Source organism: Rhodococcus sp. P14 (assembly GCF_000256505.1).
Taxonomy (GTDB): domain Bacteria; phylum Actinomycetota; class Actinomycetes; order Mycobacteriales; family Mycobacteriaceae; genus Rhodococcus; species Rhodococcus ruber.
This window is the reverse complement of record NZ_AJFC01000221.1, coordinates 19,122-33,896: the sequence shown is the minus strand read 5'-3', so window position 1 is coordinate 33,896 and position 14,775 is coordinate 19,122. Positions and strand designations below refer to the sequence as shown.

Here is a 14,775-nt window from a genome sequence, read left to right as displayed (position 1 = left end):
CGCCCGCCGAACCCGCGGCCAGGGCGGCGGAGCCGCCGGGTTCGGCGGTGCCGGTCAGCGTCCCGTCGGGACGCAGTTGGACGGTGGCTTCGACGGCGGCGGTCGTCGCCTCCCGGACCGACCAGTGGTAGCCGGTGTCCGCGGCCCACGCCTCGGGGTCCTCGGCGAGCAGATACCAGTTGCCCGCGTTGATCTCGACGGGCTCCACTCAGCAGCCACCCTTCGTGCCCTTGGTCGCGGAGAACAGGATTCCCGCGACCGGGATCAGCAGGAACCACAGCCAGTTGTCGAAGGCGAAGAACAGCACCAGCGCGACGAACGGGACCAGCGCCATGGCGGTGGTGCGCCACTTCTCCCACTGCTCGGCCTTCGCGGTGTCCTGTACCGGCGCAGGCGTGTTCGGGGTCGCGGGGGGCAGGTCGGTGAACAAGGTGTCGAGCTCGGCGCGGGTGGTGGCCGCTGCCGCCTTCGCGCTGCGCTCGTCGAATTCGGCGAGGGTGAGCCGGCCGGCACCGAAGTGCTCACCGAGCAGGTTCAGTGCCTGTTCGCGTTCGACGGTGCCGATACGGACCTCGGGGGAGTCGGCCATGGGTCCACACTAATGTGTCGTCAGCGACCGGTCCCGCCGGTGCCGGTCCGGAATGCTCTGGAGATGATCAGGATCAGCGCGACCGCGGAGATCAGCAGCGCCACCGGATGCCGCAGTACCAGGGCCGGGGCGACGGCGAACATGCTCATCGCCAGCAGCCACACCACGTCGGGAATGTCGCGGGGGGCGGGCGGTTGCGGTTCCCGGGGGGCGGGGGCCGGAGCGACATCGCGCAGGAAGGCCGGCTCGGCCGGACGTGGCCGCCCGCCGCGGGCGCGGACGGCGAGGACGGCGACGGTGGCGGCGGCGCCCGCGCCCGTCATGATCCACACGCCCGGTTCCAGGAGTGCGTGGAGCGCCAACAGTCCGAGCACCACGACCGGGACCAGGAACCACCACCCGCGCCGACGTCCGTCGGTCCGGCCGGTCAGGGGAGGCAGGTCGGTGAACAGGAGTGCGAGGTCGCGGCGGGTGGTGGCGGCGGCGATGCGACCGCTGCGGTCCTCGAATTCGGCGAGGGTGAGCCGGCCGGCACCGAAGTGCTCGCCGAGCAGGACCTGAGCTTGCTCGCGCTCGACCGTGCCGACACGGATTTCCGGTGAATCGGCCATGTCACCACCCTAGACCCGGGACGGCCGACGGCGCGCCCCCGGAATCCGAGGATTCCGGGGGCGCGCCGTCGGACGCGGGACTACTTGAGCTCGGCGAGCACCGTGCCCTGGGTGATGGCGGCGCCCGGCTCGACCGCCAGGCCCGTGACGACACCGGCCTTGTGCGCGTTGACCGGGTTCTCCATCTTCATGGCCTCGAGCACCACGATCAGGTCGCCCTCGGCGACCTCCTGGCCCTCGGAGACCGCGACCTTGACGACGGTGCCCTGCATCGGCGCGGTGACCGCGTCACCGGAGGCCTTACCGCCGTGGGCGCCGCCGCGCTTGCGCGGCTTCGGCTTCTTGCGCAGCGCCCCGCCGGCCGCAGCGCCACCGGCGCCGAGGGTGAACTGACCGGGCAGCGACACCTCGACGCGACGGCCGCCGACCTCGACGACGACGTTCTGCCGCGGCAGGGCCTCGTCCTCGTCCTCGGTCGCGGCCGCACCGCCGGTGTACGGCTCGACGGTGTTCTCCCACTCGGTTTCGATCCACTTGGTGTAGACGTCGAACTTCTCGCCGTCCCCGACGAACGCGGGGTGCTCGACGATGTGCCGGTGGAACGGGATCACGGTGGCCAGGCCGTCGACCTCGAACTCGGCCAGGGCGCGGCGGGCGCGCTCGAGCGCCTGCTGCCGGGTCTCGCCCGTGACGATCAGCTTGGCGAGCATCGAGTCGAACTGCCCGCCGATGACGTCGCCCTGCACCACGCCGGAGTCGACGCGCACACCCGGGCCCGAGGGCTCGCGGTACACGCTGATCGGGCCGGGGGCCGGCAGGAAGCCGCGGCCGGCGTCCTCGCCGTTGATGCGGAACTCGAACGCGTGCCCGCGCGGGGTCGGATCCTCGGTGATCTCGAGCTTCTCGCCGTTGGCGATGCGGAACTGCTGGCGCACCAGGTCGATGCCCGCGGTCTCCTCGGTGACCGGGTGCTCGACCTGCAGGCGGGTGTTGACCTCGAGGAAGGAGACGGTGTCGCCCTGGACCAGGTACTCGACCGTGCCGGCGCCGTAGTAGCCGGCCTCGCGGCAGATGGCCTTGGCGGACTCGTGGATGCGGCGGCGCTGCTCGTCGGTCAGGAACGGCGCGGGGGCCTCCTCGACGAGCTTCTGGAAGCGGCGCTGCAGCGAGCAGTCGCGGGTGCCGGCGACGATGACGTTGCCGTGCTGGTCGGCGATGACCTGCGCCTCGACGTGGCGGGCCTTGTCGAGGTACTGCTCGACGAAGCACTCGCCGCGGCCGAAGGCGGCGACGGCCTCGCGGGTCGCGGACTCGAACAGCTCGGGGATCTCCTCGATGGAGTGCGCGACCTTCATGCCGCGGCCGCCACCGCCGAAGGCCGCCTTGATCGCGACCGGCACGCCGTACTCCTTCGCGAACTCCACGACCTCGTCGGCATTGGCGACGGGGTCCTTGGTGCCCGCGGCCATCGGGGCCTGGGCGCGCTCGGCGATGTGCCGTGCGGTGACCTTGTCGCCGAGGTCGCGGATGGCCTGCGGGGAGGGGCCGATCCAGATCAGGCCGGCGTCGATCACGGCCTGGGCGAAGTCGGCGTTCTCGGACAGGAAGCCGTAGCCGGGGTGGATCGCGTCGGCGCCGGACTTGCGGGCGGCGTCGAGGATCTTGTCGAACACCAGGTAGGACTCGGCGGAGGTCTGGCCACCGAGCGCGAATGCCTCGTCGGCGAGCTTCACGAACTGGGCGTCGGCGTCGGGTTCTGCGTAGACGGCCACGCTCCCGTAACCGGCGTCCTTGGCGGCTCGGATGACCCGCACAGCGATCTCGCCGCGGTTGGCGACGAGCACCTTCGTGATGTGCGCGCTGGCATGACTGGGCACGGAGCCTCCTGTTGATCGATCGTTAGGTTATTGCCGTCTCTGGGAGTGTAGGCGCCAATCCGATAGACGATGTAACCGGATAGCCACTACACCCTACGGGTCGCCCGGAACCCGGCAACGTTACCGGTCGGTAGTCGGATCGCCCCGGTTCGCGGGTTCCGGCGTGTCCCACGCGCGACCCTCGCTCACCTCGTGCATCAATTCTCGGACCCGCTCGACGAACGGCGGCACGTTGGCCGCGGCGGTCGGCGTGTCGGGAAACCGGCCCGCCAGGTTCACGCCCTTCGGGCTGCGGTTGAACCACAGGAACACGTCGTGCGTGTAGCTGCGGCTGCGCAGTGTCCGGGCGTTCCACTGCGGCCACTGCGCGGCCATGGGGACGAAGCGAACATCCATGTACGACACCAGGAATCGCGGTCGCATGGGTATCCCCAGCAGTTCGCCGACGAGGTCGAACGGGACCCGGGCGCTCGCCCGGGTGCGGCGCAGTTCGGCACCGGCGCGCGCCACGAGCGTCGCGAAGTCCGCGGTCCCGGTCGTGTCGATCTCGACCGGACGCAGCCCCACGAACCAGCCGAGGGCTCCGGCCCACATCGGGCCGCTGCGGGTGTGGGCGGGCGCGATCGTCCGGAACAGTTCGATCCCCGCGAGTTCGACCGCGGCCCGGGCGAGACACGCCAGCGTGCCGGCGAAGAATCCGTGCCCGGCCTCCCGGCAGCGGGCGGCGAACCGGTTGGCCCGTTCGTCGTCGAGCATCCGCACGGACAGCCGACGCTGCGGCGACCCGTCGACGGGCCGGGGGCCGAGGGGCAACGGGAACTCGGGCATGCCGCCGCCGGCGGTCAGGGCGTCTCGCCAGATCCGCACGGCCTCGTGGTCGCCGGCCAGGTCGGCGGCGTCCGCCCGTTCCGCGGCACCGAAGTCGATGTAGCTGCCCACGGGGAACAATCCGGCCGGCCGGCCGGATCGCTCCTGCTCGTACAGGGCGGTGATCTCGTGGGCGACCAGGACGACCGAGTAGGCGTCGGCCACGGCAGGGTCAGCGGCGAAGAACACCGTGAACGACGAGCCGGACGCGTCCGCGTCCTCGGGTTCGAGGGTGGCGAAGACGTACGCCGGCCACGTGTGCGGTTCGGTGCAGTCGGCGAGCAGTTGCTCGAGGTGCTCGCGGATGTCGTCCGGAGCGGAGGGCAGGTGTCGGACGTACCGGACCGACACCGCACCGGCGGGCGCGGTGCGCCGGGTCGCGCCGGCGGGCGCGGTGCGCCGGGTCGCGCCGGCGGGCGCGGTGCGCCGGGTCGCGCCGGCGGGCGCGGTGCGCCGGGTCGCGCCGGCGGGCGCGGTGCGCCGGGTCGCGCCGGCGGCCGCGTCGCCGCCCAGGGCGACGTGGCTGCGCAGCGGTTCGTGGCGGTCGATCCAGCGTTCGAGGGCCCGCCGGAACGGTTCCTGTTCGAGATGCCCGCGGACCTCGAAGGCGGTACCCAGCCACGCATCCGGAACGTCGCCGTATCGGCTGCCCGCGGTGCGGCGCAGATGCGCCTCGTGGACGTACGACACCGGCCGCGGATCGGTCGTCCAGGCATCCTCCGCGGCGCACGGCAGCCATTCGGTCAGCACACCCGCCGGGATCGGGTAGTCCGCCAGCTCGGTGAACTCCATGACATCTCAGGTGCGCAGATGCCGCTTGATGCGCGCCAGCATTGCGCTCATCCCTCGCAGGCGCAGCGGGCTGACAGCTTCGGCCAGGCCGAGGGCCGAGTAGAAGTCGTCGGGGACCTCGAGGATCTGTTCGGCACTGAGGCCGTCGAGCCCCTGATGCAGGATGGACGCGAAGCCGCGGGTGGTCGGGGCCTCGGGGGGCGCGCTGAAGTGCAGCCGCACATGCTCACGGTCGGCCGTGTCGACCGACAGGAACAGCGGTGACTGGCACTCGGGCACCGGCTCCATCGCCGCCTCCTCGAGTTCGGCGGGAATCGGCGGAAGTTCCCGGCTGAACTCGAGCAGCAGCTGCAGCTTGTCCTGGCCGTCGACCGCGGCGAAGTCGTCGACGATCTCGGCGAGAGGTGCGGGCAGGGTCACCGGGCCGGCACCTCTCCGGGCTCCTCGCCCTTGACGATCGGCACCCGTACCGCATTGCCCCACTCGGTCCACGACCCGTCGTAGTTGCGGACGTGCTCGTAGCCGAGGAGATGGGTCAGCACGAACCACGTGTGGCTCGACCGTTCGCCGATGCGGCAGTACGCGACGACGTCGGCGTCCCGCGGGATGTCGGCGTAGATCTCCTCGAGCTCGGTGCGCGACCGGAACCGGCTGTCCGGTGCCGCTGCCCGCGCCCACGGAATGGACACCGCGGTGGGGATGTGCCCGCCGCGCAGCGCACCTTCCTCGGGGTAGTCCGGCATGTGGGTGCGCTCGCCCGTGTACTCCTGCGGGGAGCGCACGTCCACGAGCGGTCCCTTGCCGAGGTGGTCAAGGACGTCGTCCTTGAACGCCCGGATCGCGGCGTCGTTCCGCTCGACCACCGGGTAGCCGCTGGTGGTGCTCACCGGGATGTCGAGGGTGGTGTCGCGGTTCTCGGCGATCCAGGCGTCGCGGCCGCCGTCGAGCAGACGCACGTCCTCGTGACCGAACAGCGTGAACACCCACAGCGCGTAGGCGGCCCACCAGTTCGACTTGTCGCCGTAGATGACGACCGTGTCGGTGCGGCGGATGCCCTTGCGGTCCATCAGGGCGGCGAACTGGGCGCCGTCGATGTAGTCGCGGGTGACCGGGTCGTTGAGGTCGAGATGCCAGTCGATCTTCACGGCGCCGGGGATGTGGCCGACGTCGTACAGCAGCACATCCTCGTCCGATTCGACGACCTTCACCTCGGGTGCGCCCAGGTGGGCGGACAGCCACTCCGTCGACACCAGGCGGGTCGGATCGGCGTAGGCGGCGAAGGACGGGTTGGCGTCGGGCGCGACGGGCACAGGTGGCTCCTGAGGCAGTGGTGACAGTTCGGTGATCGACAATCCGGTGACGACGTGCGCCGTCGATTCTAGGCGGTACCGTCGGGCAACGTGCTGTGCTCCCCGTCCGCCCCGACGGACCTCGCGACCCGCGCCGACATCGATCGGCTGCTGCGCCGGTTCTACGAGCGCGCGCTGGTCGATCCCGTGCTCGAGGCGCCGTTCTCGACCCTCGCCGTGATCGGCCTCGACGACCATCTCCCGACGATCGGGGACTTCTGGGAGCAGGTGCTGCTGCGCACCGGCCGCTACCGCGGCGCCCTGGTGCCGGTGCATGCCGCGCTGCACCGCCAGTACGGGCTCGACGCGGCCCGATTCGACCGCTGGGTGCGGCTGTGGAACGAGGCCGTCGACGAGTTGTTCGCCGGGACGAACGCCGACCGCGCCAAGGCGAAGGCGGCGTCGATCGCGGCGGCGCTCAGCGCGCGGCTGGATCGAGCATCGTCAGCATGAGCCGCGACGGCTCGACTGCTCGTACCGCGTGCGGCAGGCGGGTGGTCATGTGCACCACCCCGCCCGGCTCGAGGTCGACGGTGCGCCCGTCGGCGGTCACCTGCAGGTGGCCGGTGAGGGCCTGCAGCAGGACCGGAAACGCGGCCGTGTGCTCGCGCAGTTCCTGCCCGGCGTCGAAGGCGAAGACCACGACGCGGGCCCCCTCGGCGACGAGGACGCGCTGCGGGCGCGGTCGGTCCGGGTAGGGCTCGACGGCGTCGCGGACGTCGGCGAGGTGCGACAGGGCGGGGGCGGCGGGTTCGGGCTGCGGCGCGGCGGGGCTCACGACCGCAGGCTACCGCGGCTTCGTCGCGACGATCGCCCTACCGCGGCTTCGTCGCGACGATCGCCCTACCGCGGCTTCGCCGCGACGATCGCCCTACCGCGGCTTCGCCGCGACGATCGCCACGGCCGCGATCGACTTGCGGTACGTCGTGAACGTCGCGCGCATGCCCAGCACCCGCTTGCGGGCGTCGCCGTCGCGCAGCACGTTGCGTACGAAGCGCAGGGTGCCGAGGACGCCCTCGTCGGCGACGAACCGCGCGGGCCGCAGCAACGCCATCGGGGCGAGCCGCACGACGTCGACGCGCAGGCCGGCGTCGGTGAGCAGGGACCGCCACTCGGCGACGGTGAGCGGACGGGCGTTGACCTTGATGGAGCGGGCCAGGCCCTGCCGGATCTCGGTCTTCACCGCGTCGTCGAGCTCGTCGGGCACGAGGGCGAGCTCGTGGATCGCGTACCGGCCACCGGGGCGCAGCGTGCGCACGGCCTCGGCGACGATGCGGGCCTTGGCGGCGTCGGTCTGCATGGTGAGCATCGCTTCGCCGACGACGACGTCGGCGTCCGCATCGGGAAGGCCGGTGGCCGCGGCGTCCGCGACGACGCAGCGACCGCGGTCGCCGATCGCGTCGCGGGTCAGCGCCGCGGCGGTCTCGTCGTGCTCGACGCCGGTGTACGAGAGCGGCGCCGAAGCCAGGATCTCCCGCGCGGTCCGACCGAGGCCGGGGGCGAGTTCGACGACGTCGCTGCCCTCGATGCCCGCGTCGGCGAGCAGGCGCGTGGTCATCCCCGCGCCGCCGGGACGCAGCACGCGCTTGCCGAGGCGAGCGAGCAGCCAGTGGCCGGGCAGGTGGGCGGAGTCGCGCTCGGACATGGGCAGGGCATGGGGATCGCTCATGCCTCGATGTTAAGGGAAGGCAATCCTAAATAGAAGGGGCCTCGGCGGTGTTCGACGCCCAGAGCCGCGCCACCGACACGCCCACCTCGGCGAGCAGTCGTCGCACCAGCGGCAGGCCGATCCCGATCACCGAGGACGGGTCGCCCTCGACGCGCTCGACGAACCACCCGCCGAGGCTGTCGAGCGTGAACGCCCCCGCCACCTGCAGCGGCTCGCCGCTGGCCAGGTAGGCCTCGAGGTCGGCGTCGGTGGGGCGGCCGAAGTGGACGGTGGTGCTGCTGTGGCCGGCGGCGCGGGCGACGACCTCGCCGCCGCCCAGGCGCAGGACGCTGTGGCCGGTGAGCAGGTCGGCGCTGCGGCCCGCCATCGCCCGCCAGCGCTCGCGGGCGACCTCCACCGTGCCCGGCTTGCCCTGGAGCTGCCCGTCGACCAGCAGCATCGAGTCGCAGCCCACGACGAGGGTGTCGTCACCGAGACCGTCGCGCACGAGGGCCGGCACGACGTCCGCCGCCTTCGCCCTCGCGAGCTCGGTGACCACCAGTTCGGGTGCCGCGCCGGGACCGAGCTCGGCGATCAGTGCATCCTCGTCCACCGCCGAGACCCGCACGATCGGGTCGACCCCGGCCGCGCGCAGCACGGACAGCCGGGCCGGGGACGCCGACGCGAGCACCAGCCTGGCCACGATCAGCCCAGGTTCGGGTACGAGTACGGCGAGAACGGCGCCGTCCGGCGGTGCATCCGCGTGGGGTCGCCCCACGTCTCGCGCGGGCGGTCGTCCTCTGCCGGGGCGGCGGATCCGGAGGCCGCGGCGAGCACCGCGACCAGCGCGGCGATCTCGACATCCGAGGGGTTGCCCTTGACGATCCGGATCGCCGCGGACGTCTCGGGGCCGGCGGTCTCGGCCGCCGGCGCCGTCGACTCGGCCGACTCTGCCGACTCGGCCGCTGCGACCTCGGTCACCTCGGTGTCGATGATGGTCTTCTCCTCAGCTACCGCAGTCACAACACACCTCCCGGGAGGTTACCGGAGGCGGCGGGCAGGGCGCGGGAGCGGGCGCGCTGCGCGTTCGAAGTCATGTCGTCCCTCTCGTGGGTCGGGGCCCGGCCGGCTCGGCGGAACCGAACCGGCCGGGATGGTCTCGGCCGAGTGGCCGTCAGAGGGGGATGTTCCCGTGCTTCTTCGGCGGCAGCGTGACCATCTTGCGCTCGAGCAGCCGCAGGGCCGCCACGATCTGCCCGCGCGTGTGCGACGGCGGGATGACCGCGTCGACGTAGCCGCGCTCGGCGGCGACGTACGGATTCACCAGGGTGTCCTCGTACTCGTTCTGCAGCTCGAGGCGCAGCGCGTCGACGTCCTCGCCGTTCTTGGCCGCTTCGAGCAGGCGCTTGCGGTAGACGAAGCCGACGGCACCGGAGGCGCCCATCACGGCGATCTGCGCGGTCGGCCACGCCAGGTTGACGTCCGCACCCATGTGCTTCGAGCCCATCACGTCGTACGCGCCGCCGTAGGCCTTGCGCGTGATGACGGTGATCTTGCCGACGGTGGCCTCGCCGTACGCGTACAGCAGCTTCGCGCCGCGGCGGATGATGCCGTTGTACTCCTGCTCGGTGCCCGGCAGGAAGCCCGGCACGTCGACGAGGGTGACGATCGGGACGTTGAACGCGTCGCAGGTGCGCACGAAGCGCGCGGCCTTCTCCGAAGCGTCGATGTCCAGGCAGCCCGCGAACTGGGTGGGCTGGTTGGCGACGATGCCGACGCTGCGGCCGTCGACGCGGCCGAAGCCGACGATGATGTTCTGGGCGCGCTCGGCCTGCACCTCGAGGAACTCGTCGTCGTCGAGCAGGCGACGGATCACCTCGTGCATGTCGTAGGGCTGGTTCGCCGAATCCGGGATCAGGGTGTCGAGCTCGAGATCCTCCTCGGTGAGCGAGTCCTCGATCGAGCCGACGATCGGGTCGGTCGGCGCCGTGCGGGGCGCGGCGGCCTGATTGTTGCTCGGCAGGTACGACAGCAGGTCCTTGACGTAGTCCAGGGCGTCCTGCTCGCCGTCGGCGACGTAGTGCGCGACCCCGGACTTGACCATGTGCGTGTGGGCGCCGCCGAGATCCTCCATGGTGACGTCCTCGCCGGTGACGGTCTTGATGACGTCGGGTCCGGTGACGAACATCTGGCTGGTCTGGTCGACCATCACCACGAAGTCGGTCAGGGCGGGGGAGTAGACGTGTCCGCCGGCGGCCGGGCCCATGATCAGCGAGATCTGCGGGATCACGCCGGAGGCCTGCACGTTGCGGTGGAAGATCTCGCCGTAGAGGCCGAGGGAGACGACGCCTTCCTGGATGCGCGCGCCGGCGCCCTCGTTGATGCCGATCAGAGGACGGCCGGTCCGCAGCGCGAGGTCCATGACCTTGACGATCTTCTCGCCGTAGACCTCGCCGAGACTGCCGCCGAACACGGTCGCGTCCTGCGAGAACACGCACACGTCGCGGCCGTCGACGGTGCCGTAGCCGGTGACGACGCCGTCGCCGACCGGCCGGTTCTCGGCCAGGCCGAAGTTGGTGCTGCGGTGGCGGGCGAGCTGGTCGAGCTCGACGAACGAGCCTTCGTCGAGCAGCGCTTCGATGCGCTCACGGGCCGTGAGCTTGCCCTTCGCGTGCACCTTCTCGACGGCGGCCGCACCGCTCGGGGCCTGCGCCTGAGCCTGGCGATTGCGCAGGTCCGCCAGCTTGCCGGCGGTCGTGTGGATATCGGGCGTGCTCGCCGCCTCGGGCGCGGACGGCTCCTGGACAGTGGTCATGGGCCATGAGCTTAGCGAGCGTCAGTCAGCGAGCGCGCACCGAGCCCCCGCTTGTGTTGAATCATTGAACTGAAGCTACCGGCGAGTACGGTTCGCCGCCCATCCTAGGCTGTGCGGATGCCCACCGAACCCGAACCGCAGCGTCCGCCCGTCGACCCCGCGCCCGCGCGAGGCGAACTCGACGTCGAGCGGTTGCGCGCCGCCCTCGTGCGCGGCGCCGATCCCGACGCGTTCTACCGGCGCCTCGACGTGGTCACCGAGACCGCCTCCACCAACGCCGACCTGCTCGCTGTCGCCCGCGACCCCGGCACCGACCGCCGCGTGCTGCTCGCCGAGTTCCAGCACGGCGGCCGGGGGCGGCACTCGCGGGGATGGGCCGGCGTTCCCCGCGCTCAGGTGATCGTCTCGGTGCTGCTGCGCATGCCCGGCATCGACCTCGCCGACCTGGGCTGGCTGCCGCTGCTGGCCGGCACCGCGACCGTCGACGCGATCCGGTCGGTGACCGGGGTCGATGCCGAGCTGAAATGGCCCAACGACGTCCTCGTCGAGGGCCGGAAGGTAGCCGGAATTCTCGCCGAGGTCGCCGGAACCCATCCCGAGCCCGCCGTGGTGGTCGGGATCGGACTCAACGTCTCGCTCACCGAGGACGAGTTGCCGGTACCCACCGCGACGTCGCTCGCGCTCGCCGGGGCGACCGATCTCGATCGCACCGCACTCGCCGAGGGGCTGCTGCGCGAACTCGGCCGCCGCTGGCAGCAGTGGTACGTCGCGGGCTGGGACGTCACCGGACCGGCCGCGGCGTACCGCGAACGGTGCGGCACGCTCGGGCGCCGGGTGCGAGCGGTGCTGCCCGGCGACACAGAACTGCACGGCGTCGCGGTCGACGTCGACGAGCAGGGCCGCATCGTCATCACCCCGGACGACGGCGGCGAGCCGATCGCGGTGTCGGCCGGGGACATCACCCACCTGCGCCCGGTGCCCTGACCCGCCCTCGAGCACCCCGCATCGCGGCTGTGTCATCGTGTCCGGCATGGGATACCCGGAGGACGCCCTCGCCGCCGAGGAACGGCTGCTGCTGCACCGGCACCCGCACTGGAAGATGCTCATCGTCCCGGCGGCGATCTTCCTCCTCGCCACCGCGCTCGCCGGATTTCTGCTCGGCCTGAGCCAGGCCCGGCTCGACGGCTCCACCGCGAGCACCCTGACGATCGTGCTCGCGGTGGCGTGGGCGGCGATCGTCGCCTGGCAGTGTCTGGCGCCGCTCGTCGGCTGGCTGTCGACCCACTTCATCGTCACCGATCGGCGGGTCCTCGTCCGGCAGGGCGTTCTCACCCACTCCGGCATCGACATCCCGATGGGACGCATCAGCAACGTGCAGTTCCGGCACGGCCTGCTGGACCGGATCCTGCGCACCGGCACCCTCGTCATCGTCTCCGCGGCCGACGACCCGCTCGAATTCGACGACATCCCCGACGTGCAGCGCGTGCATGCCCTGCTGTATCAGCAGGCCTTCCACGCCGACCCGGTGCGGGGCGGGGAACCGCGGACCGACGGGCCGAGCCGCAAAGCCTGGTAACGCGCCGTGCGCCCGGTGCCGATCCGTACGCTGGATCCGTGACCGCAGTCCTGCTCGCCGAAGACGACGAAGCCATCGCCGCGCCCCTGTCCCGCGCGCTGGGCCGGGAGGGGTACGACGTCACCGTCGAGCAGACCGGTCCCGACGCGCTCGAACGGGCGCTGTCCGGTGAGTACGAACTGCTCATCCTCGATCTCGGACTGCCCGGCATCGACGGCCTCGAGGTGTGCCGGCAGATCCGCGCCCACCGCTCCGACCTCGCCGTCCTGATGCTCACCGCCCGCACCGACGAGGTCGACTTCGTCGTCGGTCTCGACGCCGGCGCCGACGACTACGTCGGCAAGCCCTTCCGGCTCGCCGAGCTCATGGCCCGGGTCCGGGCGCTGCTGCGCCGCCGCGGGGGTGGCGAGCCCGAGGACGTCGTCGAGGTCTCCGGGATCCGGCTCGAACGGGCGGCCCGGCGCGTGCTCGTCGACGGCTCCGAAGTCACCCTCGCCAACAAGGAATACGAACTGCTGCGGGTGCTGCTCGAACACGCCGGCCAGGTGGTCTCCCGTGACGCCATCCTGCAGGAGGTCTGGGGCGACGCCGACCTGCGGGGTTCCAAGACCCTCGACATGCACATGTCCTGGCTGCGCCGCAAGATCGGCGACGAGGGCCCGGCCGGGGAACGACGCATCGCTACCGTCCGCGGTGTCGGATTCCGGCTGAACACCGACTGACGGGGCCGGGGTGCGCAGCCGAATCCTGTTCGCGGTCCTCGCGGGCTCCCTGCTCGTGGCCCTGCTGCTCGGAGTCCCGCTCGCCTACACCGCCTGGTTGTTCGTCGAGGACACCGCACGCCGCGACCTGCAGGGCCGGCTCGAGCGCATGTCCGCGGAGGTTATCGCCCAGGAAGGCGCCGACGGCCTGGTGGTCGGGGGACTCGACACCAGTTCCCTGCGGCTCGTCGTCCCCGACGGCGGACGCCTCCTCGTCGTCTACCCGACCCCCGAGGACGCCGCGGCCCGGCTCGACATCGGTGCCGCCACGGTGCCCGACCCACTGGTCGAGTCCCTGTCGATGGGAACGTCGGGATCCCTGCGGCTCGAGGCGCCGTCCGAGGACATGCGTCTGCTGCAGCGGCAGGTTCTCGTCGGGGTGACGCTGCTCGTGCTGCTGTCCGTGGCTGTCGGTGCCGTCGTCGCCGTCGTCACCGCGCGCCGGCTGGCGGACCCCTTGCGCGACGTCGCAGCGCGGGCCCGCCGGCTGGGCGAAGGCGACTTCCGGCCCGATCCGCGCCGGCACGGCATCCCCGAACTCGACCGCGTCTCGGACGTCCTCGACGCCGCCACCGTCGAGATCGCCGGTCGCCTGCAGCGCGAGCACGCCCTCGTCGGCGACGTCTCGCACCAGCTGCGGTCCCGGCTGACCGCGGTGCGGCTGCGCCTCGACGAGCTGTCCACCCACACCGACCCGGCTGTCGTCGAGGAAGCCGAGGAAGCGATGCGCCAGGTGGACCGGCTCACCACCGCCATCGACGAACTGGTCCGCGCGTCCCGCAACAGCGGTTCCGAACTGCGCACCGAGGTGTCCGTCGTCGGGGAGCTGACGGGGGTGATCGCGGACTGGCGAGGCCCCTACAAGGAAGCGGGGCGGGAATTGCACCTGAGCGGGGATCCGTCGCTGCGCAGCCGGGTGACCGGGTCCCGGCTGCGCGAGGCCGTCGCGGTGCTGGTCGACAACGCGCTCATGCACGGCGACGGCACGTGCACCGTGTCCGTGCGGCGGGTCTCGACCCTCGGCGGCGGATCGACGGTGTGCGTGGAGGTCACCGACGAGGGGGACGGTGTCAGCGACGAGCTGGCGCCGCACATCTTCGACCGCGGCTTCTCCGGTACCGGCTCGACCGGTGTGGGCCTGGCCCTCGCCCGGGCTCTGACCGAGGCCGACGGTGGGCGCCTGGAACTGCAGCGCCGCCGCCCCGCCCTGTTCGCACTGTTCCTCGGCTCCACCCGTGACGAGTCCACCCACACGGGGATCCGGGAACCGCGCTGAACCGTGAGTGGGGGCGGGACCGGAGTCAGCCCGGGTTCAGGAGTGTCCCAGGCCTTCCTCGGCGAGTTCCTCGTGCCCGGGAACCTCGTCCCCGTCCGGATTCATCTCCTCCGGGAACACGAAGCGGCGGAAGCACCAGAACCGGAAGACCATCTGCAGCAGATTGCCGATGATGTACGCGCTGACGAAGTCGGCGATGTTCTCGACGGTGAGGCTGACGTCCGGTACCCGCAGGTCGAACACGTAGCTCGAGATCCACAGCGGGATGAAGCTCAGGACCACGCCGATGCCGCTGACGGCGAAGAACAGCAGCGCCTCGTGGTGCCGTTCCCGGCCGCCCCGGTTCTTGAACGACCACTCCCGGTTGAGGACGTACGAGCAGATCACGGCGATCACCCCGGCGATGACCTTGGCGGTCACCGGCTTCTCCTCGAGCACCGTGAGCTTGAGGGTGTAGAAGATGACCGAGTCGACGACGAAGGTGGTGCCGCCGACGATCGCGAACTTGATCAGCTCGTGGTGCCGCAGCAACAGCCCCCGGAGAGGCTCGGGGACTCGGTTCACGGCCGCATCGACGAAAGACACCCGGACGAGTCTACGAAACCGTGGCTCGA

The 14,775-nt window shown here is 71.6% G+C and carries 18 protein-coding genes; 5 read left to right on the top strand and 13 right to left on the bottom strand.

Annotation, left to right across the window (positions count from 1 at the left end; genetic code table 11):
- The 7 genes from OEY_RS0115600 to OEY_RS0115570 all read right to left on the bottom strand — a co-directional run.
- On the bottom strand, positions 1-208 hold a 208-nt coding region (locus OEY_RS0115600), incomplete at its 3' end, for a hypothetical protein (RefSeq protein WP_010594786.1).
- Complete coding sequence (locus tag OEY_RS0115595; RefSeq protein ID WP_010594785.1) at positions 209-589, bottom strand: DUF1707 SHOCT-like domain-containing protein; 381 nt, start codon at positions 587-589, stop codon at positions 209-211. It abuts the gene before it with no gap.
- A gap of 20 nt (positions 590-609) precedes the next feature.
- Positions 610-1,200 carry a DUF1707 SHOCT-like domain-containing protein gene (locus tag OEY_RS31500; protein ID WP_010594784.1) on the bottom strand — a complete coding sequence of 197 codons (591 nt, stop codon included), beginning with the start codon at positions 1,198-1,200 and terminating at the stop codon, positions 610-612.
- Positions 1,201-1,280: 80 nt separating this feature from the next.
- Positions 1,281-3,077 (bottom strand): acetyl/propionyl/methylcrotonyl-CoA carboxylase subunit alpha, encoded by a 1,797-nt coding sequence (locus tag OEY_RS0115585; protein ID WP_010594783.1) that lies wholly within the window; start codon positions 3,075-3,077, stop codon positions 1,281-1,283.
- A gap of 120 nt (positions 3,078-3,197) precedes the next feature.
- Complete coding sequence (locus tag OEY_RS0115580; RefSeq protein WP_010594782.1) at positions 3,198-4,736, bottom strand: condensation domain-containing protein; 1,539 nt, start codon at positions 4,734-4,736, stop codon at positions 3,198-3,200.
- 6 nt (positions 4,737-4,742) lie between these two features.
- Positions 4,743-5,156, bottom strand: coding sequence for a SufE family protein (locus tag OEY_RS0115575; RefSeq protein ID WP_010594781.1), 414 nt, complete (start codon positions 5,154-5,156; stop codon positions 4,743-4,745).
- A complete protein-coding gene (locus OEY_RS0115570) occupies positions 5,153-6,046 on the bottom strand; it encodes a sulfurtransferase (protein ID WP_010594780.1) in 894 nt (297 codons plus the stop codon). The genes OEY_RS0115575 and OEY_RS0115570 overlap by 4 nt, the downstream gene beginning before the upstream one ends.
- Before the next feature lie 90 nt (positions 6,047-6,136).
- Here OEY_RS0115570 and OEY_RS0115565 point away from each other — a divergent pair, with 90 nt between their 5' ends.
- Positions 6,137-6,538, top strand: a complete 402-nt coding sequence (locus OEY_RS0115565) for a group III truncated hemoglobin (RefSeq protein WP_010594779.1) — start codon at positions 6,137-6,139, stop codon at positions 6,536-6,538.
- Here the strand turns inward: OEY_RS0115565 and OEY_RS0115560 are convergent.
- From OEY_RS0115560 to OEY_RS0115540, 5 genes are all read right to left on the bottom strand, one after another.
- Positions 6,504-6,863 (bottom strand): cupin domain-containing protein, encoded by a 360-nt coding sequence (locus tag OEY_RS0115560; protein WP_010594778.1) that lies wholly within the window; start codon positions 6,861-6,863, stop codon positions 6,504-6,506. The two genes, OEY_RS0115565 and OEY_RS0115560, sit on opposite strands and share 35 nt — an antisense overlap.
- A 93-nt stretch (positions 6,864-6,956) precedes the next feature.
- Positions 6,957-7,754, bottom strand: coding sequence for a class I SAM-dependent methyltransferase (locus tag OEY_RS0115555; RefSeq protein WP_010594777.1), 798 nt, complete (start codon positions 7,752-7,754; stop codon positions 6,957-6,959).
- Between the two features lie 25 nt (positions 7,755-7,779).
- Positions 7,780-8,436 (bottom strand): Maf family protein, encoded by a 657-nt coding sequence (locus OEY_RS0115550; protein ID WP_029540059.1) that lies wholly within the window; start codon positions 8,434-8,436, stop codon positions 7,780-7,782.
- Between the two features lie 2 nt (positions 8,437-8,438).
- A complete protein-coding gene (locus OEY_RS0115545) occupies positions 8,439-8,756 on the bottom strand; it encodes an acyl-CoA carboxylase subunit epsilon (protein WP_010594775.1) in 318 nt (105 codons plus the stop codon).
- A 151-nt stretch (positions 8,757-8,907) separates the two neighbouring features.
- Positions 8,908-10,548: an acyl-CoA carboxylase subunit beta gene (locus OEY_RS0115540; protein ID WP_010594774.1), complete on the bottom strand. Its 1,641-nt coding sequence runs from the start codon at positions 10,546-10,548 to the stop codon at positions 8,908-8,910.
- A gap of 117 nt (positions 10,549-10,665) precedes the next feature.
- Between OEY_RS0115540 and OEY_RS0115535 the strand changes: the two genes are divergently transcribed.
- Genes OEY_RS0115535 through OEY_RS0115520 form a run of 4 tightly spaced genes read left to right on the top strand, consistent with a single transcriptional unit; the run spans position 10,666 to position 14,161 of the window.
- Positions 10,666-11,532 (top strand): biotin--[acetyl-CoA-carboxylase] ligase, encoded by an 867-nt coding sequence (locus OEY_RS0115535; RefSeq protein ID WP_010594773.1) that lies wholly within the window; start codon positions 10,666-10,668, stop codon positions 11,530-11,532.
- Positions 11,533-11,578: 46 nt separating this feature from the next.
- A complete protein-coding gene (locus OEY_RS0115530) occupies positions 11,579-12,124 on the top strand; it encodes a PH domain-containing protein (RefSeq protein ID WP_010594772.1) in 546 nt (181 codons plus the stop codon).
- Between the two features lie 38 nt (positions 12,125-12,162).
- Positions 12,163-12,846 (top strand): response regulator transcription factor, encoded by a 684-nt coding sequence (locus OEY_RS0115525; RefSeq protein WP_010594771.1) that lies wholly within the window; start codon positions 12,163-12,165, stop codon positions 12,844-12,846.
- A 10-nt stretch (positions 12,847-12,856) separates the two neighbouring features.
- A complete protein-coding gene (locus tag OEY_RS0115520; protein WP_010594770.1) occupies positions 12,857-14,161 on the top strand; it encodes a sensor histidine kinase in 1,305 nt (434 codons plus the stop codon).
- A 36-nt stretch (positions 14,162-14,197) separates the two neighbouring features.
- On the opposite strand, the gene OEY_RS28530 is transcribed toward OEY_RS0115520, so the two are convergent.
- Positions 14,198-14,746: a GtrA family protein gene (locus OEY_RS28530; protein ID WP_010594769.1), complete on the bottom strand. Its 549-nt coding sequence runs from the start codon at positions 14,744-14,746 to the stop codon at positions 14,198-14,200.
- Positions 14,747-14,775: the final 29 nt, after the last annotated feature.